The following is a 211-nucleotide window of genomic DNA, read 5'->3' as shown; positions in this document are numbered from 1 at the left end:
GGAATCACCCGTCTCGGCCATCGACAAGAACCTGGTGCTCACCCAGGTGGTCATGTCGGCCATCGACAACGCACAGGGGTTGAACGTGAGCAACAGCGGCTCCAACGTCGCCAGCGTGGGCATGTCTTCGCTCGTGGGTGCGCTGGGCGTCAGCGGCCCGGCCCTGACCGCCGGGGCGCTGCTGCTGACCTACCAGGTGGGGTTGGCTCTG

General features: G+C 66.8%; 1 protein-coding gene. It reads left to right on the top strand.

What is annotated here, in order from left to right; all coding sequences use genetic code 11:
- The coding region (locus tag EJI00_RS25245; RefSeq protein ID WP_221885081.1) for a hypothetical protein at positions 1-211 on the top strand (211 nt) is incomplete at both ends.

It is taken from the genome of Variovorax sp. DXTD-1 (assembly GCF_003984625.1).
In the GTDB taxonomy this organism is placed as follows: Bacteria; Pseudomonadota; Gammaproteobacteria; order Burkholderiales; family Burkholderiaceae_C; genus Variovorax.
This window is presented reverse-complemented; position numbering and strand designations above follow the sequence as displayed.